General features: G+C 46.6%; 19 protein-coding genes and 1 riboswitch. Of the genes, 10 read left to right on the top strand and 9 right to left on the bottom strand.

What is annotated here, in order from left to right; translation table 11 throughout:
* The first annotated feature begins 239 nt into the window (after positions 1-239).
* From SVI_RS20070 to SVI_RS20050, 5 genes are read left to right on the top strand one after another with little or no spacing between them, the layout of a single operon-like run.
* Complete coding sequence (locus SVI_RS20070; protein ID WP_013053486.1) at positions 240-524, top strand: BufA1 family periplasmic bufferin-type metallophore; 285 nt, start codon at positions 240-242, stop codon at positions 522-524.
* Entirely contained in the window at positions 524-1,393 is an 870-nt protein-coding gene (locus SVI_RS20065; RefSeq protein ID WP_013053485.1) for a DUF692 domain-containing protein, read from the top strand. Before SVI_RS20070 ends, SVI_RS20065 begins: the two co-directional genes overlap by 1 nt.
* Entirely contained in the window at positions 1,384-2,142 is a 759-nt protein-coding gene (locus SVI_RS20845; protein WP_013053484.1) for an HvfC/BufC family peptide modification chaperone, read from the top strand. Before SVI_RS20065 ends, SVI_RS20845 begins: the two co-directional genes overlap by 10 nt.
* Complete coding sequence (locus SVI_RS20055) at positions 2,143-2,625, top strand: RNA polymerase sigma factor (protein ID WP_013053483.1); 483 nt, start codon at positions 2,143-2,145, stop codon at positions 2,623-2,625. It abuts the gene before it with no gap.
* Positions 2,622-3,329 carry a hypothetical protein gene (locus SVI_RS20050; protein WP_013053482.1) on the top strand — a complete coding sequence of 236 codons (708 nt, stop codon included), beginning with the start codon at positions 2,622-2,624 and terminating at the stop codon, positions 3,327-3,329. Before SVI_RS20055 ends, SVI_RS20050 begins: the two co-directional genes overlap by 4 nt.
* Here the strand turns inward: SVI_RS20050 and SVI_RS20045 are convergent.
* The 6 genes from SVI_RS20045 to SVI_RS20020 form a co-directional block, all read right to left on the bottom strand.
* Positions 3,326-4,330 carry a phosphotransferase family protein gene (locus tag SVI_RS20045; RefSeq protein WP_013053481.1) on the bottom strand — a complete coding sequence of 335 codons (1,005 nt, stop codon included), beginning with the start codon at positions 4,328-4,330 and terminating at the stop codon, positions 3,326-3,328. The two genes, SVI_RS20050 and SVI_RS20045, sit on opposite strands and share 4 nt — an antisense overlap.
* Before the next feature lie 32 nt (positions 4,331-4,362).
* On the bottom strand, positions 4,363-5,283 hold the full coding sequence (locus SVI_RS20840; RefSeq protein WP_013053480.1) for a DUF333 domain-containing protein: 921 nt from the start codon (positions 5,281-5,283) through the stop codon (positions 4,363-4,365).
* Between the two features lie 838 nt (positions 5,284-6,121).
* Entirely contained in the window at positions 6,122-6,889 is a 768-nt protein-coding gene (gene moeB, locus SVI_RS20035) for a molybdopterin-synthase adenylyltransferase MoeB (protein ID WP_013053477.1), read from the bottom strand.
* Positions 6,890-6,981: 92 nt separating this feature from the next.
* Entirely contained in the window at positions 6,982-8,226 is a 1,245-nt protein-coding gene (moeA, locus tag SVI_RS20030) for a molybdopterin molybdotransferase MoeA (protein ID WP_013053476.1), read from the bottom strand.
* Positions 8,227-8,427: 201 nt separating this feature from the next.
* Positions 8,428-9,537, bottom strand: a complete 1,110-nt coding sequence (locus SVI_RS20025) for an efflux RND transporter periplasmic adaptor subunit (RefSeq protein ID WP_013053475.1) — start codon at positions 9,535-9,537, stop codon at positions 8,428-8,430.
* Complete coding sequence (locus SVI_RS20020) at positions 9,537-12,647, bottom strand: efflux RND transporter permease subunit (protein ID WP_013053474.1); 3,111 nt, start codon at positions 12,645-12,647, stop codon at positions 9,537-9,539. The genes SVI_RS20025 and SVI_RS20020 overlap by 1 nt, the downstream gene beginning before the upstream one ends.
* A gap of 280 nt (positions 12,648-12,927) precedes the next feature.
* Between SVI_RS20020 and ftnA the strand changes: the two genes are divergently transcribed.
* Positions 12,928-13,455 (top strand): non-heme ferritin, encoded by a 528-nt coding sequence (ftnA, locus tag SVI_RS20015; protein WP_041420132.1) that lies wholly within the window; start codon positions 12,928-12,930, stop codon positions 13,453-13,455.
* A gap of 235 nt (positions 13,456-13,690) precedes the next feature.
* Here the strand turns inward: ftnA and ribB are convergent, their stop codons facing one another.
* Together ribB and SVI_RS21645 are read right to left on the bottom strand one after the other, a co-directional pair.
* Positions 13,691-14,344 (bottom strand): 3,4-dihydroxy-2-butanone-4-phosphate synthase, encoded by a 654-nt coding sequence (ribB, locus tag SVI_RS20010; RefSeq protein WP_013053472.1) that lies wholly within the window; start codon positions 14,342-14,344, stop codon positions 13,691-13,693.
* Positions 14,345-14,500: 156 nt separating this feature from the next.
* Positions 14,501-14,751: riboswitch (FMN riboswitch) on the bottom strand.
* Positions 14,728-14,907, bottom strand: coding sequence for a hypothetical protein (locus SVI_RS21645; RefSeq protein ID WP_013053471.1), 180 nt, complete (start codon positions 14,905-14,907; stop codon positions 14,728-14,730). It overlaps the preceding riboswitch by 24 nt.
* A gap of 53 nt (positions 14,908-14,960) precedes the next feature.
* Between SVI_RS21645 and SVI_RS19995 the strand changes: the two genes are divergently transcribed.
* The 3 genes from SVI_RS19995 (at position 14,961) to SVI_RS19985 (ending at position 18,474) form a co-directional block, all read left to right on the top strand.
* Positions 14,961-17,198, top strand: a complete 2,238-nt coding sequence (locus SVI_RS19995; RefSeq protein ID WP_013053470.1) for a S9 family peptidase — start codon at positions 14,961-14,963, stop codon at positions 17,196-17,198.
* A complete protein-coding gene (locus SVI_RS19990; RefSeq protein WP_013053469.1) occupies positions 17,198-17,503 on the top strand; it encodes a GIY-YIG nuclease family protein in 306 nt (101 codons plus the stop codon). Before SVI_RS19995 ends, SVI_RS19990 begins: the two co-directional genes overlap by 1 nt.
* Positions 17,504-17,661: 158 nt before the next feature.
* The gene (locus SVI_RS19985; RefSeq protein WP_231847752.1) at positions 17,662-18,474 is read left to right on the top strand and encodes a phosphatase PAP2 family protein; all 813 of its coding nucleotides are present in this window, start codon (positions 17,662-17,664) and stop codon (positions 18,472-18,474) included.
* A gap of 137 nt (positions 18,475-18,611) precedes the next feature.
* On the opposite strand, the gene SVI_RS19980 is transcribed toward SVI_RS19985, so the two are convergent.
* Entirely contained in the window at positions 18,612-19,364 is a 753-nt protein-coding gene (locus SVI_RS19980; protein ID WP_013053467.1) for a DUF4097 family beta strand repeat-containing protein, read from the bottom strand.
* Between the two features lie 294 nt (positions 19,365-19,658).
* Here SVI_RS19980 and SVI_RS19975 point away from each other — a divergent pair, with 294 nt between their 5' ends.
* The gene (locus SVI_RS19975; protein ID WP_013053466.1) at positions 19,659-20,453 is read left to right on the top strand and encodes a class I SAM-dependent methyltransferase; all 795 of its coding nucleotides are present in this window, start codon (positions 19,659-19,661) and stop codon (positions 20,451-20,453) included.
* Positions 20,454-20,474: the final 21 nt, after the last annotated feature.

Genomic DNA, 20,474 nt, shown 5'->3' with positions numbered 1-20,474 from the left:
CAAATACCAAACTCCCTCACTTGAGGGAGTTTGTCTTTATAGACGGGTCTTCCTCTGTACCTGCAGTTTATCTGGTTCAATTTCACCTCTTTAAGCTCAATCTACCGCACTCGTTAGTTTTCAATTCCTTAGGTTCATAGTTATTTTGTTTATTTAAAATAGATAAACTCATGCAATCAAAATTATCTGCTATTCGTTATAGAGGTGAACTCTTCACTTTTTATAAAGGATAGAACTAGATGAAATCTTCAAATAAAGCGCTTGGTTTAACTGTGGCGGGTATCTTAGCCGCAGGTCTTTCCGTGGGTGTTAACGCGGTACCAAATCAACCTACTGAGTGGGAAAAATGTGCGGGTATTGCTAAGGCCGGCGCTAATGATTGCGGCGCACTCGATGGTAGCCATGGTTGTGCTGGTAAGTCTAAGGCCGATAACTTGCCCAATGAGTGGCTGTATGTACCGGCTGGGACCTGTGAAAAGATCACTGGTGGTGAAGTTAAAGCTGTTAAGCCAGCAAAGTCCTGATGACCAGGGGGACGTTAAATGGTGCAGGCATTGGCCTGCGTCTCCCCCATGTGCAGCAGATATTGGCTGCACATGAGACAGATATTCCCTGGTTCGAGCTCTTGGTAGACAACTGGCTAGTCGAGGGAGGGCTAAACAAGCATATGCTAGCGGCTATATCCGAGCGTTACCCAATAGTCTTACATGGTGTTGGTCTGTCACTTGGCGGGCCAGATCCTCTCGATTTTAGCTACCTGCAGCAAGTTAAAGACTTAAAGGTGAAAACAGGAGCCCTCTGGTATTCAGAGCATGCCAGCTTCTCGGGTAATGCTTGCCTTAAGGTTCCTGATCTCCTTCCCTTACCCTATACCCAAGAGGCTGTTGAGCATCTTAGTCGGCGCATTATTCAAGTGCAGGACTTTATGGGTGAAAGAATTCTGTTGGAAAACGTGTCTACCTATGTGAGTTGTCAATTTAATGAGATGACAGAGGGAGAGTTTATTGCAGCGGTAGCTCGGCAAGCCGATTGCTACTTGTTACTGGATATCAATAACGCCTTTGTTACCAGCAAAAACCTTAATCAGGACATGCAGGCATTTATGGATGTTATTCCGGTAGAGCGAGTCAAACAGATACATCTGGCGGGTTTTCAAGATAAGGGAGACTACCTGCTCGATGCCCATAATCACCCGGTGGATGAAAGAGTGTGGCAGGCTTTCAAGCTATTCATTGCTAAAAATGGCCATATTCCCAGTATGATCGAGTGGGACAGTGACTTGCCACTGCTCGAGAGGCTGTTAGCCGAAAGATCACTGGCGGCCGAGATTTTAGACTCGGCCCAAGTGCCAACCCAGCAGCAGAAAACAACAGGTGGAAAGCGATGCGCTTAGCCCAATGGCAAGAGTCTTTTATCGATGCCCTGAGGCAAGGAGGGGATGATGAGGCATTATTGGCATTGGTGGATCCAGCTCAGGCGAGTCGGCTGGCCGTGTATCGTAACAACTCATTGCAGGCGTTGACCGCAAGGTTATCCATCGCCTTTCCTATTTGTCAGGAACTAGTGGGAGAGACTTGTTTCTCTCGGCTCGCGGTGGACTACATTCACACTCACCCCATGGTAGAAAGTAACTTGAACAGCTATGGCGAAGCTTTTCCTCGATTTTTACTTGGGATCATAGCGAGGGGGCCAGAATTTGACAAGGTGAGATATCTGGCTGAAGTTGCCAGGCTGGAGTGGTCATTACAGCTGAGCTATTACGCCGCAGATAGCCGAGACTGTCAGCAGCTAGCTCAAATGGCTAACTTGTCGGAGGATCAACAGCAAGATGTTGTTTTGGGGCTTAGGCCTGATATCTTTATTCTGGAGTCTAGTTTCCCACTGTATGAGATCTGGCTAGTTCATCAGCATGAGCCGTCGGCAATAGACTGCTCAGATGCAGAATATTTTCTGAGTGTATCCCGAGACTCGTTTAAACCTCAGGTTAATCCCTTATCTGAGCAGGACTTTAAGCTTCTGGATGCCATAGCTTGTGGTGAGAGCTTAGGTGAGATGATGCACAGAGGACTCGATATGGCCAGCTTGCCCCAATGGATAGCCAGAGGCTGGGTGTGTGGATTTATCTTAAGGGGAGCTAGGTAAATGCTGACTCGCGAGCAGTTACAGAGCCTATATAGATACAGCTTATGTTTGACTGCCGATTCCGTGCGCGCCGAAGACCTGTTACAGACAGCTTTAGAAAAATGGCTCAGATACGGTAAAGTGCCTGAATATTCCCATGCTTATATGCGCAAGATTATCCGTAATCAGTTTGTTGATGAGTGTCGGCGTCTGAATAGGGTGGCCTTCGAGCCTATAGATGAGCAAGGGCCAGTCCTTTTGGATGAGACTTCGTTAGAGACGCTAGATATCCAGCATAGACGTATCGAGCAAGTCTTTGAGTTATTAAATTCGGCTCAAAGAGAAGTGCTCTATCTGTGGGCTATCGATGGTTATACCGCTGCCGAGATTGCCACAGCACTCAATCAGCCAAGGGGCACTGTCTTGTCTCGATTACACAGGATTAAGCAGAAAGTCGCCGAGGTTAGCTTAAGTCGTGGCTGGCTTAAAGAGGCATCATCATGAGTAATTTAGGCTCAGGGAATATGAATACTGGCTTCAAACAAGCGGTGAAATTATATATAGAGTCGGAGTCATTGGATGATGAACAGCTGGCTAAATTTGAGCGGCTACTAGGGGAGGATTTTGAAGAGGCTGTGCCTAAGGTCGACCATGATTCGACTCATCTGCAAAATATCGATGACAAGGTTCTGCAGCATGAGCTTGCAAGCCGTCGCCTCAAAGCCAGCAGAGGTAAATATTCTTTATTGGCTCTCACTGCAAGTCTGCTCTTGGTATTTATATTGAGTGTTAATATTTATCCAGCTAGTCAGGATATGAGCTGGAAGATTGCCGACGAAGTCGCTATGAACCATATAAAGATGAAGCCTCTGGAGCTTAAATCGGCTCAACTGGCACCTCTGCGTGACTATTTTACTCAGCTAGATTTCTCCGTTGTGGATTCCGACTTGTTTGCTAAGCAAGAAAACTCCATGTTAGGTGGGCGTTACTGCTCGATTCAGGGAGTCACGGCGGCGCAGATCCGTTATCAAACGGATAAGGGCAAGAAGGTGACCCTGTATGAGGTTGGCTATAATCCTAAGCTTTATGGCGAGATACCTAAGATAGAGAAAGGTGAGGTGCCGCTATCGATAACGGTTAAGGGGGTCAAGGTCTCACTTTGGGTTGAGAAGGGCCTGCTTATGGCCGAAGCTAGAAGTCTTGATTAAAGTGGGAAAAACTTAGCTTCTAGGGCCTGCCAGGTTTCTTCATGGCTACAGCCTGGCACGTGTTGCAGCATGTAGTTCATGTCACCTGTGTGTCTCAAGAGACTGAGCATCATCATATGTTGTTGTAAGTTGGCATCTCGTTTACCTTTAAATTCATAGCCATCGAGATAGGCATGGAATATTTTTGGTTCACCAAGGGCGAGAAGTAATGCCGGAGAGGTAAATTCAAATACCGGATCTGGGCAAGCTAAGGCATCGCCAAAATCTATGATCCCGGAAAATTGATATTGCCCTTGGTGCTTCTTAACCAATAGGTTACCCGGATGCAAATCTGTATGTATCAGGTGTGCATCTGTTTTATTTAGGTTAGCAGCCAATTTGTTGCTATGGCTGGCAAGATAGGCATTTAACTCTTCAAGCAGAGGCTCTGGCAGGCCTTGCTTCTTACGCTTCTCATAGCATTTATCGGTTTGTAGCCGGATAAAGTCTGGCCAATCCAGCCTCAAGCCTTCGATGCTCTGCTTTGGAACTTGATGCAAGAGCATACTGAAGTGACCCAGTTGTCGCGCTATGTCGCATCGCTCTTCGATGGAAAGCTCAGTGAGTACGGATGAGAGCATGATGCCATCTAGTTTTTCTATCACTAGATAGGGCCAGTTGTCGACATCCCCGAAGTACAAGAGTTTAGGAACCTTGACCCCAAGAGTGTGGTGATTGAGTAACTTGAGACTCAGGTATTCACTCTGATATTGAACGTGAAAATTTGGAGCTAGAATTTTGACAACAAAGGACTGGTTAGTATTGTCTAAGCCTCTGATATCAGAAGCCAGAGTCAACTCGAAGACAGGGTTAGTGCCTTCGAAGTTCTGACTCATTTGGATAGCAGTAATACCATGCCTGATACAGATAGTGTCGAGTATGGGTCGCCAATCTTCTAAATCCCAGTTATCGCTGATATCACAAGCCAGCTCATAGGAGGGATCCATAGGTAATCTCGACATCTAGTCAGGCGCTCCTTGTTATTCTAGGAGGGTTAACTCGTTGGCTTTGCTAGATCTGAACTCGATTCTGCACTCTTGTTATCACGCTTGAACAGAGTCCATTGATCCAGTGCTTCACCACTTGGCAGAGTACAGATACCCGATTTTAGGTCTAGTTTGCCATGGACAGACTTACAATAGACAGAGGCTGGGTTAGCGATACCAATCTGAGGCTTAGCCTGTTTGTGATCACGTTTGAACAGGGTCCACTGATCCAGTGCTTCACCACTTGGAAGGGTACAAATACCCGATTTTAGGTCTAGTTTTCCATGGACTGAATTACAATAGACTGAGGCTGGGTTAGCGATACCAATCTGAGGCTTAGCCTGTTTGTGATCTCGCTTGAACAGAGTCCACTCATCCAGTGCTTCACCACTTGGCAGAGTACAGATACCCGACTTTAGGTCTAGTTTTCCATCGACAGATTTACAATAAACAGAGGCTGGGTTAGCCATACTTATCTGAGGCTGGGTTTGCTTGTGATCACGCTTAAACAGTTGCCAATGTTCGATGGCTTCACCACTAGGCAGGGTACAGATGCCCGATTTTAGATCTAGCTTTCCTTGTAGAGACTCACAGTAAGCGGCGGCTGGATTCACCATATCGATTGCCTTAGTTATCTCTTGTTTATGGGCTTTACGGTATAAAGACCACTCTTCGATTTTCTCACCGCTAGGTAAGTGACAGATGCCTACTTGACCATCGGCTTCAGTCTTCATCTTTAGCTCGCCACCCAGAGAGATGCAATACTCTGAGGCAGGATTGGCTAGTGTGACTACAGTGTCGATAGCGGCTTCTACCACTTTTTCGGTGAAAGCTTGGGTTTCTTCTGGGGTGGCAGGTTTATCTTGATTACAGGCACTAAGCATTAGGACACTGGCGATAAGCAATGCCGTTGAGGCTGATTTAATCATATCCTTCGATTCTCCGTTAAAGACTTGAGTTACTAATTTATGGTGTTAATAACGAGTTATACCCATAAAAGGGTTAATTTTATAAATATTCTTTGAATAAAGTTAAGACCTGAGCGAACTAAGCCCTAGCCGCAGACTTCACAGTTTATCTGTTTAGTCAGTTTCATCTCACGAAATTCCATAGCCATAGTCATGTCATCTATCATCACAAGACTCATGCAGGTGATTAGCCACAGACTTCACAGTTTATCTGTTTCGTCAGCTTCATCTCGCGAAATTCCATAGCCATAGCCATAGCCATGTCATCTATCATCACAAGACTCATGCAGGTGATTAGCCGCAGACTTCACAGTTTATCTGTTTAGTCAGCTTCATCTTGCGAAATTCCATGGCCATAGTCATGTCATCTATCATCACAAGACTCATGCAGGTGATTAGCCGCAGACTTCACAGTTTATCTGTTTAGTCAGCTTCATCTCGCGAAATTCCATGGCCATAGTCATGTCATCTATCATCACAAGACTCATGCAGGTGATTAGCCGCAGACTTCACAGTTTATCTGTTTCGTCAGCTTCATCTCGCGAAATTCCATAGCCATAGCCATAATCATGTCATCTATCATCACAAGACTCATGCAAGTGATTAGCCGCAGACTTCACAGTTTATCTGTTTCGTCAGCTTCATCTCGCGAAATTCCATAGCCATAGTCATGTCATCTATCATCACAAGACTCATGCAGGTGATTAGCCGCAGACTTCACAGTTTATCTGTTTCGTCAGCTTCATCTCACGAAATTCCATATTAATGTCATCTATCATCACAAGACTCATGCAGGTGATTAGCCACAGACTTCACAGTTTATCTGTTTAGTCAGTTTCATCTCGCGGAACTCCATAGTCATGGCATCTATCATCAAGATTCGTCCTAGCAGAGGCTTACCCATGTTAGTTATCACCTTGATGGCCTCGACGGCTTGCAGACAACCTATCATGCCGACCACAGGAGCGAGTATGCCAGACTCGACACAGGTGAGATGCTGTTCACCGAAGAGCTTGCTAAAACAGTGATAGCAGGGGTGCTCATCCTGATAGTCGAATACAGTAACTGTACCCTCCATGCGAATGGCTGCGGCGGAAACGAGCGGTACTTTATGGCTGAAGCAGCTGCTATTAAGCTGCTCGCGTACGGCCAGGTTATCTGTGCAGTCCAATACTAAGCCATGTTGAGCAACTAGTTTATTTATCTCGGCATCGTTAAGCTGTGCATCTATGACATCTATCTGAATGTGAGGGTTGAGCTCACTTAGGCTCTCTCTGGCTGACTCAACCTTAGCTTGACCTATATTCTTGTCTTGATGCAGTACCTGCCTCTGCAGGTTGGATAATTCGACGGTATCGAAATCGACTAAGGTTATATGGCCCACACCCGCCACCGCAAGATATTGGCTGGCCGCGCAGCCTAGGCCACCGGCGCCGATAATCAGCACCTTAGCGAGTTTGAGTTTTTCCTGGCCTTCGAAGTCCATTGCCCTGATAGATATCTGGCGACTGTATCTGAGTATCTCACTGTCAGACAAGATATCATGGTTATCGGCTGTCGAACTCATAACTGTTTTCCTGATGCTTTCTTGGGCTAGAAATTGGCTAGTAATCAGCTGGCGATGAAGCGCTTATGCTAACGGCTAGCCAAGGGTTTATGTTAGCAAAGTACTGTATTAAAAGGTTCAACCGTAACGAGTGTGCCGTCAGCTGTATGGCCTTGCTCTTGGGCAAGTATGACGAAGCAGTTGGCTAAACTCATCGAAGTGAGCATGCCAGAGCCTTGGCCTCCAGTTAAGCAGACTTGGAATTCACCCTTATCATCCTGGCTTAAGATGCCACGTTGATATTCAACACGTCCCGGATATTTGCGTAACTCGCCCTTCAATTTGGCCTTTAACTGTAGTGGTTTAGCCTGGGGGAGTCCCTGCATCTTGTTGATCAAGGGCCATACTAGTTTGTAGAAGGTCACCATGGAGGAAACTGGATTACCTGGTAGGCCGCAGAAGATGGCTTTATTTATCTTACCGAAGGCGAAGGGCTTACCTGGTTTGATGGCCAGCTTCCAAAATGTAATTTCACCCTCTTCATCGAGTATCTGTTTAGTGTAATCGGCATCACCTACTGAGACACCACCTGAGGTAAGTACCATGTCGGCATTGGCAGAAGCATTTCTGAATGCTTCGCGTATAGCCTCAGGATCATCTTTAACTACCCCCATATCGATCCACTCGACGTTAGCTCGGCTGAGAAGGCCACGAATACTGTATCGGTTCGAGTCATAAATCTGGCCTGGGGCTAACTCAGTTCCTACCGGTCTAAGCTCATCTCCGGTGGAGAAGAAGGCGACTCTTACCTGACGTGTCACGCGGATTTGGCTCGTGCCTATGGTGGCCAGCACGCCAAGCTCGGCGGCGCCAATTTGAGTGCCGCTGACTAATACCTTGCCACCAGTTTTAATCTCTTCGCCACGATAGCGCACGTTAGCGCCTATGGCTTTAGGAGGCTGGATGAAGATAGCCTCCTCCTTGGCTTCAACCTTCTCATGCATCTGCACTGTATCGTAGCCAACGGGCAGAGGTGCCCCCGTCATGATGCTGATGCAAGTGTTAGGTTTAGCTTCACCTTCGAATGGGTGACCTGCGTAAGATTGCCCGATTAAATTCAGGCTTTCATTGTTGGCAAGATCTTCGAAGCGAAACGCGTAACCGTCCATGGCCGAGTTATTGAAGGGGGGCAGGTCTATACTTGATGCTAAATCTTCGGCCAATACTCGTCCTAGCCCTTGGGAAATAGGTACGACTTCTGAGTCTTGCAAGGGCTTCACTTGTGCGAGTAGTAGTGCTATCGCTTCATCTGGATGCATGAGGCTTGGTTGAGAGCATGGGTCGGCTTTAGTTGGCATCTGACTACCTTAATGAGGTATTTATAATTTCACGTAAATATACGCGATATTAGTAAAAGCGAAAGTTAGTAGACATTATGCCACGCTGATATCAGAAGACTATGATCTCATCGCCAGTTTTTCATCTGTGTTTTTCTTAAAGTGGAATTGAGATAGTGGGAGAGAGCAATAAGTTCCTAGGTCCTAGGAACTTATTTAAAACTAACTAGCCGTGGTAAGTTTAGTCCCTGGGATAGGCTGTTGTTTTACTTGCTGGCCATCTTGTAATGTCTCTGCGCCACGGATCACCACAGTATCACCATAGGTCAGATCGCCCTTGACCGCTATCCAGTCACCTTCTCCGTCACCTAGCTTTACAGGGATCTTCTCCGCCTTGTTGTCTGCATTTATTTTAAATACATAGGCCCCAGTAGATCTTAGGATAATGGCATCCCTAGGCACTAAGGTCGTGAGCTTTTTAGAGGCTATAGGTAAGGCTAGGGAGACCAGCTCGCCGACACTGAAGGCATCTTGCATCTCAAGGGGTAAATCTATGCGAGCCTCGAAGGTCTGAGAGCGGATATCAGACACAGGGATCAAGCTACGAATCTTGGCGTGAAACTCGCCTCCGTTGTGATAGACATTGAGTTCATCACCAACTTTTACCCGACGGCTATGCTTGAGCGGGGCATGTAGGCGGATCTCTAAGTTATCTGGGTCTGTGATGGAGACTATTGAGACAGAGCGGCTAATATCTTCGCCCGCTTGACGCTGACGCTGAGTAATTATGCCTGAGAAGGGGGCTCTTACCTCAGTTCGTCTAAGGTCGTCCATTATCATCTTGAGCTTTATCTGTTCGAGTTTGAGATTTGCCTCGGCGAGGTCTCTGTCGGATCTTGCCTTATCTAACTCAGTTTCCGAGGCATTCTTACTGGTTATCAGTTGCTCTAAACGCTGTAATTCACGATTCAATCGTGTGAGTCCCACATGCTCATATTCTATCTGGGCTTGCTGTTGCTCTCTTTGCAGAGATAAGCGAGTCTTTTCCATTCTGGCGACGACTTCTCCGGCGACTACATGGGTGCCAGCTTCCTGCACCCATTCGAGTTTGCCATCTATCCCTGCGGTTAGCTTAGAATTGCTGCGGGAATGAACCGAGCCTATGACCATTATTTTTGGTGAGAGGGCACGGTTTTCTACCTGAACTACGCTCACTAGACGGGGTTTTTCTTCCGGTTCCCGAGTATCTTGCTCTTCGGCAAGCAAGGTAGAGGGGATCAGTAATGAAATAGATAGGCCGAGGTAGAGGCTGGCTTGAATAAAAGGTTTCATCACTTAGCTCCTGAGTTAGATTCTGTAATGGGTGAAAATGAGTCCGAGGCGCGGGCTCGCGGTGTAAGGGAGTGGCTAAGCTTCAAGAGGCTGGGTATGAGTATCAGGGTAAACAAGGCGCTGAACGTCATGCCGCCCACGATAACGGCGGCTAAGCCTCGGTAAATTTCACTGCCAACGCCGGGCACTAACATAAGCGGCAGCATACCGAATATCGAGGTTAGCGTGCTCATATAAACCGGACGGGCTCGGGTGGCGACGGCTTGATAGATGGCATCGTCTATATTCAGGCCGTCTCGGGTGCCTTGACGGGTCTGATCAACTAACAAGATGGCATTGTTGACTACAAGACCCAGTAAGATGATGAAACCTATCATGGTCAGTAGATCTAGGCTCTGAAAGCTGATCAGGTTAAGTAACCTCAGGCTGACTACGCCTCCGCAAATGGCTAAAGGCATAGACAGCAGGACGAGCAGGCTGTCCTTGGCTGACTTAAACATGGCCGCCATCAGGAGGAACAAGATAAGCACGGCCAGCAGGAAGTTAGCCCCCATCTCTCTGATGGTGCTATCGAGTTTATCGGCGCTGCCACGGAACTTGAGTGAGCTATTCTCAGGTAGCATGGCCTTTAACTCAGGAACAGCCTTGTCGTTGATGATCTCCAGAGCCTCGTCCAATGACATATCAGCAGGAGGAAAAATCAGTAGACTCACACTGCGTTTTCCATTGACCCTTTGCAGTTGAGTGGGGCCGACAGTACGCTTGATAGTCGCCAGTTCCCCTATGGTTTGAATACCAGCGCCTTGAGTGTAAACCGGCGTCGCCGCTAGTTGCTCCGGATATTGCCACTTAGGTCCCTTGAGCAGAACATCCATGCGATCATTACCATCGAAATATTCGCCGATAAATAGTCCTGAAGTATAAGCTCGAACAGCATTGGCTATCTGAGTCCTGTCGACTCCGGCCTGTGCCAGACGACGCTCGTTGGGGATAAGCTGTAACTCAGGCTGAGCCATGGATAGGCCTGGGATAGGGCGGACCACAGCGCCGGGAAGTGCCTTAGTGATCAGGTCCATCCCTTTACTGGCTGACTCCATCAAGGCCTCCATATCCGGTCCCTGAAGGTCGATATTGATCGCTCGGCCACCGTTAAAACCAAATTGAAGTAGTGAAGCCCGGTTGGTGAAGGCCTGCGTATCTGGCAGGCCTATTAAGATCTCATCATTGAGTAGCTGGATCATCTTATCGGCTTCTGAGGGATCTTCCGGGTAGACAAACAGCACGTTGAATGCCGCATACATAGAGAAGTTATAGCCCTTGATATAGGGGGCCTTCTCTTTATCGTAATAGGGTTTAAGCCTCTCTATGATGATCTCACCTACCTCACTTTCCAAGGTGTTCACATTGGTTCCTGGAGGCAAAGAGAAGAAGGCAAATATACCATCTGAGCGGGCTTGGGGAAGAAAATCTGGTCTGGGCATCAGGGCGAAAGTTAATATACCACTGCCTAGAATGAGTAAGCCGCACCAACTGGCTGCCCGCTTGTTTTCACCTGTGAGTTTGCGTATTAACTCGGTGAGTTTATGCCATAGATCTGGTTTATCACTGTGGGCCTGAGTTTTCTTGGGGAGCTTAAGCCATAGTAGGCTAAATACGGGAATTAAGGTGATAGCACTGATAAAGGAGGAAACTACAGCGACCGAGAGGGTCAGGGCTAAGTCGGAGAATAGTTGGCCTTCAACTCCGGGCATAAACAATATGGGCAGGAAGATGGCAACAGTAGTGACTGTCGATGCCATCAAGGCGCCTCGCACTTGTTCGGTTCCCTTGGCTATCGCATCAGCTAGGGGCTCGCCTTTTTGCAATAACCTGACGATGTTTTCCTGCACTATGATAGCGGCGTCCAGTACTAGGCCCACGGCGAACGCCAAGCCGGCTAGGGATATCACGTTTAGGGTGCGACCCATGGCCTCCAGCGAGAAAAATGCGATAAGTAGAGCGACTGGAATGGTCGATGCAATCATCAGGGTCGCTCTAAAGCTGCGCAGGAAGGCGAACAGTATGATCAAAGCCAGCAAGACGCCTACGGCTAAGTTACTCTTTACCAGTAGGATGGCGCGCTTAATATGTACGGAGGCATCGAAAGATAGATCTATGATCAGCCCGGCATCTTTTAGTTCTGCCTCATTAAGCTCGGCAATGGCTTGGTTGACTCCCTCGAGGACGGTCACAGTATTGGCGTCGAAGGTGCCTTGCAAAGTGATGTAATAAGCCAGGTAGCCGTTACGCTTGGTAAACCCTTGTACTTCTGCGGTCGATACGCTGACATCGGCAAGCTCGTTGAGGTAGACGGGGCGTCCCTCGTTGTAAGTCACGATCAGCTTGCCTAAGTTTTCTGGGGTATATTGACCTAAAAATCTCACCGTATATTGACGTCGTCCTACATTGGCCGTGCCCCCCGAGATATTGGTGGCGCGGGATAGGGTGCTACGTAGTTGATCTAAGGTGATGCCGAGCGCGGCGGCGCGATAGGGATCGAACAGAATATGCAGCTCTTTTGGCAGCTTGCTATGTAGCTGGACCGAACCAACTCCAGTGATCCGTCTCAGCCTAGGTTCTACCACATCGTCTATCAGCTTCTGATACTTACTAAAATCTGTGTTTGGATTATCCGGAGTCATACGAATAAGCAATGAGGCTAGATTCGGTGCCCCTCCGCCTCCGACATTGATGTAAGGTTCGTTAGCATCCAGTGGACGTGGAGGCGTTTGGTTTAGGGCGTTGATCACATTGATCATCGCCTCTTGCATATTATTTCCGACTTCGAAAGTCAGCGAGATGGCGCCAAAACCTTGCGAAATATTAGAGGTCATCTCAATAACACCCGGGACTTGTCTTAAGACATTTTCCTGGGGCTCTATGATGTTAGATTCCATCTCCTGGGGAGCAGCTGAGCGCCAGTTGTTATATACGGAGATCTGTGGAGGCTGAATATCGGGTAATAGCTGTATGGGCAACTTAGCGATGGCGAGTATGCCAAATATCATTATCAATAGCAGGGTTACTAAGGTACCTGCCGGGTTGTGGGTGCTTATTCGAGTCAGATTCATAGTCTTTCCTGCCACCCAGAGAGTCGTTGGGGCACTCTCATCCCTTGGTGGTTATATTCTTATCATCCGTAATATCAAGAACCAAATGCTAACAGGTCTGGATTGTTTGGTTAAATAATATTGTGCCGGCCATAGTTATTATTTTGTGCTCTAGCTCTTAATGATAACGATTTGTATTTGATAAACAGTGACTTAAAGTAAATTTTATTGCACTTTTTATTTTTTTAATGATAATACTTTGCTATAAATAGCATCTGGATATACATACTTGAGGAATAAAATGCTGGCACAAACAATGATTGATCAACTGAACGCTCAGATAAATGTCGAGTTTTTCTCTTCTAATTTATACTTACAGATGAGTGCTTGGTGTGACGATAAAGGCTTCGAAGGTGCCGCTAAGTTTATGCGTGTTCATGCCGATGAGGAGATGCAGCATATGCATCGTCTATTTACTTATGTGAGTGAGACCGGTGGCATGCCTCTGTTAGGTTCCATAGAAGCGCCTCAATCTGATTTTTCTTCTCTGCTGGCTTTGTTCGAATATACCTACGAGCATGAGCAGATGATCACATCTAAGATCAATGCGTTGGCCCATGCCGCATTTACTAATCAAGATTATTCGACCTTCAACTTCCTGCAGTGGTATGTATCCGAGCAGCATGAAGAGGAGAAGTTGTTTAAATCTATCGTCGATAAGATCCGTCTGGTCGGTGAAGATGGCAAGTCTCTATTCTTTGTCGATAAAGATCTCGCGCAGATGGCTGTCCAAGAGTCGGCTAGCGTGATGACTGGCCCAGCGGCTTAATCTCTATCCAACAATTGAAACGAAACAGGAGCCTTGCGGGCTCCTTTTTTTTACTTTAAAAATCAAGAAATGGCTAACGATAGAGTCTACTACCGGAGATATGATTAGAGGTCTTGTGCCGGTAAAGGAGGAGTAATCCCTCAGGTAAAAATCTAGTTAATCGTGTCAAAGCTAAACAAAAAGCAGAATAATAGCTTTTTGTTTAGCTTAATGAATAAATTCAACTGAGTTGAATTTAGCTCGCCTTCGCCATCAAGGCGTGACGGAATTCCACAATATCTTCGATGGTGAGTACCGGTAGATGGTGTTTCTCTCCAAATTGAATGATTTCAGGCAGTCTCGCCATGGTGCCATCCGGATTGGTTATTTCACACAATACGCCAGCGGGTTTCAATCCGGCTAATTGCATCAGGTCTATGGTGCCTTCGGTATGGCCACGGCGGGTCAATACTCCACCAGGCTGAGCACGTAGTGGATATACATGTCCGGGGCGTGCCAGATCACTTGCGACTGCGTTATCGGCGGTGGCAGCCTTTATGGTAGTGACTCGATCAGCGGCCGACACTCCAGTGGTAACGCCTACCTTAGCTTCGATACTGACCGTGAAGGCGGTACCGTACTGGCTGGAGTTGTCTTCGACCATAGGTGGCAAGTCGAGATGCTTGACTCGTTCGTCGGTTAAACATAGGCAGACTATGCCGCTACCCTCACGAATAAGCAGTGCCATCTGTTGATTGGTTAGCATTTCTGCCGAATAGATCAGGTCGCCTTCGTTTTCTCTGTCTTCATCATCGACGACGAGAACACCTCGGCCTTGTTGTAGTGCTTCTAATGCGACTTCGACGCGCTCAATTGCTGTGCCGAAAGGGGATAGTAATGACTGATTCATGGGTAAAATCCTTAATAAACAACTTTGGGTTTTCCAGAATCAGGGCGTGCAGAAAATGACACCGACATTGACTCGCAATGGGGTGCTTAAGCTGAACCGAGTAAGCAGAGTACAGATACCGATTAAGGGCATGTCTGTGGGGCTTCTCGTTACATCTTACATTCTCTCTCATCCGGACTCAGACTGACTACTTAAGCTGGTGGCTATTAATAGAAAGTTCATTACCGTCGGCTCTGGGATGTTTTACATAGGGTAAAAGGCACCAGATCTGCTGACCCCAGGCTGCTCATATTTATCAATATAAGCTTGCTTGGGCGCTCGCGGGCTTAAGACTTGAGTTAGATTATTAAATCGAATCGAGTACTATCACCGCCGGTGGGGAGTTACACCCCGCCCTGAGAATTTACTCGTACATCATCTTGTGGATCCTTCTCGATAATCGAGTCCAATGCCTGCAAGATTAGCTGTCGAGCGTGAGTATGGTGCACTTCTTTCAATAAAATGACAAGAGTAAGGGATGGCTCAGGCCCTTTACCTGAGGCGCCATCCTCTTTAGACTCCAATTCTAGAGTGCCAAGTTAGGACATCAATTACCAAGTATGTGTAATATGCCTAGATGCCACGGATCCTGTTTGGATTTCAGACTAAATTACTATTTGCGCCCTTGATACTAAGCCTAGCGTTTGGATGCGCTGATACCTTGAGAGAAACACCTATGAAACAAGCCGATAATCTTCTTCCTCCGGTAGCCAAAAAAGTACCATTTGAGATGAATCTCCATGGAGTGAAGCGTGTCGATGACTATTATTGGCTAAGGGATGATGAGAGAAAAGATCCTCAGATACTGGCACATCTGGAGGCTGAGAATCGCTACAAAACGGTTCAATTTGCTCCCTATGAGGCGTTACAGAAAACCCTCTTTGATGAGTTGATCGGCCGGTTGGATAAAGACGAGTCTAGTGTGCCTTATAAGTGGCATAGCCATTGGTATTCTAGCCGTTATCAGTTGGGCTTCGAGTATCCTGTGATGATTCGCAGCCAAGGTGATAGCGAGATTCAACTTAGTCAGGCATCGTCGGCCCTATCGTCAGAGAGCGCTCAGCTAGGGGCTAATGTGCATTCCAATGAAGAGGTCTTACTCGATGTAAATGTGCGGGCCAGTGGCCATGATTTCTATGGTTTAGGTGGTGTGTCCATCAGTCATGACGAGTCTAAGCTGGCGTTTGGTGAAGATACTCTCAGCAGGCGCATGTACAAGATATATTTCAAAGACATTGATAGCGGAAGCTTACTCGATGATGTCTTGGATGGCACAGATGGTGGTTCTGTGTGGGCCAACGATAATCAACATGTGTTCTATATCAAGAAAGATCCGCAAACCTTACTAGGTAATCGGGTGTTTCGTCATAGGCTAGGCACCGAACAGTCTCAAGACGTGTTGGTGTATGAAGAGCAAGACGATAGCTATTACATATCTCTGGGAAAGAGCCTAGATGAAACCCGTATAGTGCTGTTTCATGAGAGCACCATCACCAGCCAGGTATCTGTACTCGATGCAGATAAGCCATTAACTCAGTTTGAACCATTATTGCCAAGAGAAGAGGGTCATGAATACTCAGTATCTAAGTTAGGTGATGAGTATTACATCTTAACTAATTGGCAGGCCGAAAATTTCAGGCTGATGAAAGCCAATGAAAAGCAGATTTCAGATAAGAGTCAGTGGCAAGAGGTCATAGCCGCTGCCGCAGATACGCGTATCGAAGATATTCTGCTATTAAAAGACTATCTAATCGTGCAAACCCGTACTCAAGGTGTAAGTCAGATAGAAGTGCGTCCCTTCAATGAGCAAGCATCCTATCAGTTGACGTTTAATGATCCTGCCTATGTCGTAGGCTTGGATGTTAATGCCTGTCAGCTAAGTGACAAGTTGCGTATCTATTACTCTAGCCCAACTACACCTGAGTCTGTTTATGAATACGACTTGAGTCAGTCCATGAATAGGCGCTTGCTGAAGCAGGAGAAAGTGCTGGGAGACTTCGATAGCGAACGTTATCAAGCTGAGCGATTGTTTATTACCGCTAGGGACGGGGCTAAGGTGCCCGTGACTCTGGTGTATCGCAAAGATCTGTTTGCTAAGGACGGCACAAATCCTCTGTATCAATATGGCTACGGCGCCTATGGTCATACTATTGAGCCTGATTTCGATAGCTCGGCGATCAGTTTGTTAGATCGTGGGCTAGTCTATGCCATAGCTCATGTCAGAGGGGGGGAGATGTTAGGTCGCCCATGGTATGACTCGGGTCGCATGTTGAATAAGCAACACAGCTTCGATGATTTTGTCGATGTCACTAAGGCATTAATCGCTCAAGGTTATTGTGACAGTAAAAAGGTGTTGGCTGCTGGTGGAAGTGCCGGTGGTTTATTGATGGGGGGAGTGATCAATCAGGCGCCAGAATTGTATTTCGCCGTAGCGGCCCATGTCCCTTTCGTCGATATTGTCACTACCATGCTCGATGAGACCATACCGCTAACCACCAATGAATATGATGAGTGGGGTAATCCCAATGAGAAGACCTACTTCGATTATATGCTGAGCTATTCTCCCTATGACCGAATGACCAGGCAGGCCTATCCCCACCTGCTGGTGACCACGGGATTACATGACTCTCAGGTGCAATATTTTGAGCCTGCTAAATGGGTAGCCAAGTTGAGGGACTATAAGACAGACGATAATAAGCTGCTGTTTCATATCGATATGGAAGCTGGGCATGGGGGCAAGAGTGGTCGCTATCGTCGTTATCAAGATACGGCACAGGAATATGCCTTCTTTCTTGGGCTGCTGGGGTTAGGTTAATGCCCACAGATGAGGTCAGTCCCAGACTCTGGTATCTGTACATGATCCGCTGCAACAATGGTCACCTCTATACTGGAGTGACCATAGATGTTGGCCGCCGCTTCGGTGAGCATCAAATGGGTGGTGTTAAGTCTGCCAAGTTTCTTCGGGGTAAGGGGCCCTTGGTGTTGGAGTATTCCGAGCCAGTTGGCACTCACTCTGAAGCCTTGAAGCGAGAGATTTTGGTTAAAAAATTAAGTCGAAAAAGAAAATTGGACCTAATAAGTGCCCATAAGCAAACTGATACCTGCTTGAGTCAGGTATAAGCCTGTTAATTCCCTGGTTGTTACAACAGCCGGATATGGTGATCTGAGTAGCAGATAAGCTTTTTATCCGCCACTATTTCCTCTGACTGACCGCCATTTCACATAAAATTCACGCTCAAAATGTATCCTATTCTGGTCAATAAATTCTGGGGTAGGGTATGACCGATTTGCTTCAAGGGCGAATGAGATATAAGGCGCAGTCTCGGCAGTTGACTGGCTATGGATTTCAGATTCTGTTACTTGCACTGTTTGTAGTACATATACTGACGCTAAACGATGCAACTAATCTTTCGTTATTCAATTTGATTAACGGGATCGGCACTCAGTTACCCGCTTGGCTTGTTAGTGCTATTACCGATCTGGGTAATGGAACCACTTTAGGCGCAATTGTGCTCTGTTATCTGATTAAGCGTCCCGAGCTTACTCTTAGAGTCGTGGTTGCAGCCATACTGTCACTCTTGATGGTTCCTCTGATTAAAGATTATTTTGCCTCACCCAGACCCGCAGTGATCTTGGAATACTTAAATATTATAGGCGAGACCCGGCATGTGAATAGCTTTCCCTCGGGTCATACCGCGACGGCTTTCCTGTTTGCGGTTACAGTTTTTTTGGTGAGCAAGTGCAATAAAATTAAGCTGGGTTTGATCTCTGTCGCCGCTCTTATTGGTGTCTCAAGGATAATGGTAGGTGCCCATTGGCCAGCTGATGTTGTCATGGGGGCTATCGTCGGTGCTCTGTGCGCTTATGGGGCGCTACTGCTTACCCCTTTAGTGCGGTTCTCTGATAAATATAGACTATTCAGTTATTTAGCCTTGTTGGCTGTACTCCTACTGTGTGAGCTGGATAAGGGCATAGATGCCGATGCATTCTGGCAAGTGATCATGTTCAGATGGATCTGGTTTAGTGTGTGCACCGGATTGATTTGGCAGTTTTGGAAGCGGAGTCATGGAGTCACTAATTTAGCGTGTTAATCATCGCATAATCGGTCATGAATAAAGCCAGATTATTCCTGTGTATATTGGGGTGGGCAGCGACTCATGAAATGACTAAAGTCGCTGCGCCGGGAAGTCTGTTAAGTTAACTTTTATTATATCGATTGGTATGAGTGCTATTCAATGTTGATCTGGCCATCTATCTTTTTGAAACTCAAGCTGCCAGAACCGGCTGCTAAAATAGTTAATCCCTTAGTGTTAACTACCTCAATACCACCAGAACCATCTTCTATGGTGACCTTGCCCTGAATATCCGTGACCGACATAGAGCCGGAACCATCTGTGATACTGACATCACCATTAACCTTGCTGATATCAATCGAACCTGAGCCATCTTCTAGCTGGATATTACCCTGGACATTCGACAGGGTTATTGAGCCTGAGCCATCCTGTATATCCAAATTTCTGCCTCCTTGGATCTCTATGCTACCTGAGCCATCCTCAAGCTTAATATTGGCATCCATGCCAGATAGCTTGATACTGCCTGAGCCGTCATCGATATCTAGGGTCATTTTAGCCGGAACCTTGATGACAAGATCTATGTAAGGGGAGTTTCCTGAGCCGAATCTTGAGTCAAATTCGGCAACTAGATAAGCTGTGTTACCTTTTTGAGTCAAAGACAAGTCAGGCTCCATCTCTTCATAGGTGTAAATATCGGCCTCGAGTATGATATTGGTAAGCCCATGGACACCAATTATCTCTAGTGATCCGGCTCCCGTATTGGCGACCATAGCATTGAGTCCGTTAGCATCGAGTTGCATCACCTGCTGACTGTGTTCCAAAGGATCCATACTGGCATTCACGTTAATAATGCATCCAGATAGGGATAGGGCGAATATAGAAGCGAGTACTGTTGGGCGTAATGTCATGTTTCTGTTCCTTAGAAATCAATTATATGTGGCTAAGACTTAAGTTTTTCTGCTGCACTTGAAGTCATAGTCATTGCTGTTCTATTGTTATTCTTATTGCAGTGTTTATGCCAATAGTTCATCTGTATGTTTTATATGGTTATTCTAAGATATGTTGGTGGATGTTTGTGGAAATGTTAATCTCTATGATTAATCTGTGAGCTTCTAGACCTCTAATGTGGCGAATTTCATCACCATGATTTAAGGGCTATAAATCAGGTCACTCCCTATGGATAGAATATAAGAGATTAAGCAATGGACTACTTAGCAATTAATAAATCAGCGTGGAATAAGCGTACTCACACCCATGTGGCCTCGAAATTTTATGATGTTGAAGGCTTCCTATCGGGTAAGTGTGCCCTGCAAGAGATTGAGCTTGATGAGCTCGAGGTGAAAAGTAAGACTCTTCTTCATCTTCAATGCCACTTTGGATTAGATACCTTGTCTTGGGCCAGAAAGGGTGCCCAAGTCACAGGAATCGATCTCTCGTCTACGGCAATCGAAAAGGCCCAAGAGCTTGCATTGCAGGCTGGTCTCGAAGCCGAGTTTATCTGTACTGACGTTTATAGTACGGCTGAGAAAGTGTCTAAGCAGTACGATATCGTGTTTACCTCTTATGGTGCCCTGTGCTGGTTGCCTGATCTCGACCTATGGGCTCAAGTCGTCCGAGATTGCCTTAAGCCTGGCGGTCAGCTGTATATGGTTGAGTTTCATCCATTAGAAGCCTTGTTCGATGGTTATAGCTACTTTTCACAAGCTGAGCCCGATGTCGATGAAGAGGGGACCTATACAGAGAACTGCTCAGGAGAGAAAGATACCTTGATCACTTGGCCCCATTCTATCTCAGATATTATCAATGCCTTGCTTCGCGCCGGGCTGATACTCGAACATTATAATGAGTTTGATTTTAGCCCTTATAATTGCTTCGAGGGCTTGGTCGAAGAAATTCATACTCAGGCATCTGGTGAGCGAGTACTAAGATACGTTATGGAGCATAACCAACAGCGTGTGCCTTTGAGCTATTCAATTTCTGCCAAGAAGCCTAGCTAAGAGAAACTTACTATGTATCTA

The organism is Shewanella violacea DSS12, assembly GCF_000091325.1.
Taxonomy (GTDB): domain Bacteria; phylum Pseudomonadota; class Gammaproteobacteria; order Enterobacterales; family Shewanellaceae; genus Shewanella; species Shewanella violacea.
This window is presented reverse-complemented; position numbering and strand designations above follow the sequence as displayed.